This is a genomic window from Bradyrhizobium sp. (genome assembly GCF_049586575.1).
Lineage (GTDB): Bacteria > Pseudomonadota > Alphaproteobacteria > Rhizobiales > Xanthobacteraceae > Bradyrhizobium.
Window position 1 is genome coordinate 1 of sequence record NZ_JBAVCF010000689.1, and the last position, 1,514, is coordinate 1,514.

1 protein-coding gene is annotated in these 1,514 nt (G+C 62.3%); it reads left to right on the forward strand.

Annotated features, from left to right (window positions below; all coding sequences use genetic code 11):
• Positions 1–1,514, forward strand: a 1,514-nt coding sequence (locus WB528_RS25185) for a vitamin B12 dependent-methionine synthase activation domain-containing protein (protein WP_423891808.1), incomplete at both ends; no start/stop codon positions are given.

A 1,514-nucleotide genomic window follows, 5' to 3' on the forward strand; every position in this document is an offset into this window, starting at 1 on the left:
ATCTTTGCGATCGCGACCGGCATCGAGGAGCACAATAATTACGGCGTCGACTTCATCGAGGCGACGCGCTGGATTCGAAAGAATCTGCCGCACGCGCATATCTCCGGCGGCGTCTCCAATCTCTCCTTCTCGTTCCGCGGCAACGAGCCGGTGCGCGAAGCCATGCACTCGGTGTTTCTGTATCACGCCATCAAGGCCGGCATGGATATGGGCATTGTCAATGCCGGGCAGATGGTCGTCTATGACGACATCGATCCCGAGCTGCGCCAGGCCTCCGAGGATGTCATCCTCAACCGCGACCCGGGCGCTTCCGAACGGCTGCTCGCTTTGGCCGAGAAATTCCGTGGCAAGGAGAAGAAGACCCAGGAGCAGGATCTCGCCTGGCGCGAATGGCCGGTCGACAAGCGTTTGTCCCACGCGCTGGTGCACGGCATCACCGAATATATCGATGGCGACACCGAAGAGGCGCGAAAGCTCGCCACGCGCCCGCTCGACGTGATCGAGGGACCGCTGATGGCCGGCATGAACATTGTCGGCGATCTCTTCGGCGACGGAAAGATGTTCCTGCCGCAGGTGGTGAAATCCGCCCGCGTCATGAAACAGGCGGTCGCCTATCTGATGCCGTTCATGGAAGAAGAGAAGGCGCGCAACCTCGCCAACGGCATCAGCAATGACGAGCGCAGCACCGCCGGCAAGATCGTGCTCGCCACCGTCAAGGGTGACGTCCACGACATCGGCAAGAACATCGTCGGCATCGTGCTGCAATGTAACAATTTCGAGGTGATCGATCTCGGCGTGATGGTGCCGGCGGCCAAGATCATCGAGACCGCCAAGCGCGAGGGCGCCGACATCATCGGCCTCTCCGGCCTGATCACGCCCTCGCTCGACGAGATGAGTTTCCTCGCCGGCGAAATGCAGCGCGAAGGCCTCGACATACCGCTTCTGATCGGCGGCGCGACCACGAGCCGGGTCCACACCGCCGTCAAGATCGATCCGAACTATCGCAGCGGTCCCGTGGTGCATGTCAATGACGCAAGCCGCGCGGTGGGCGTTGCCTCCTCGCTGCTGTCGCCGGACAAACGCGAGGCCTATGCCACGGAGGTGCGGGCCGAATACGCCCGGATTTCCGCGGCCCATTTCCGCGCACAGGCCGACAAGAAGCGGCTGAAGCTCGCCGACGCGCGCGCCAACGCCATTCCGGTCGATTTCGCCAGGACGCCCGCGAAGAAGCCGTCGTTCTTCGGTATCAAGACGTTCCGCGACTATAATCTGGCGGAACTGGCCGAGTACATCGACTGGACGCCGTTCTTCCAGACCTGGGAACTGACCGGGCGCTTTCCCGCTATTCTCGACGATCCCAAGGTCGGCGAGGTCGCGCGCTCGCTCTACGACGATGCGCGCAAGATGCTCGATCGCATCATCCAGGAAAAATGGTTCACCGCGCAGGCGACCATCGGCTTCTGGCCGGCCAACGCAAAAGGCGACGATATCCTCGTCTATGCGGACGAGGCGCG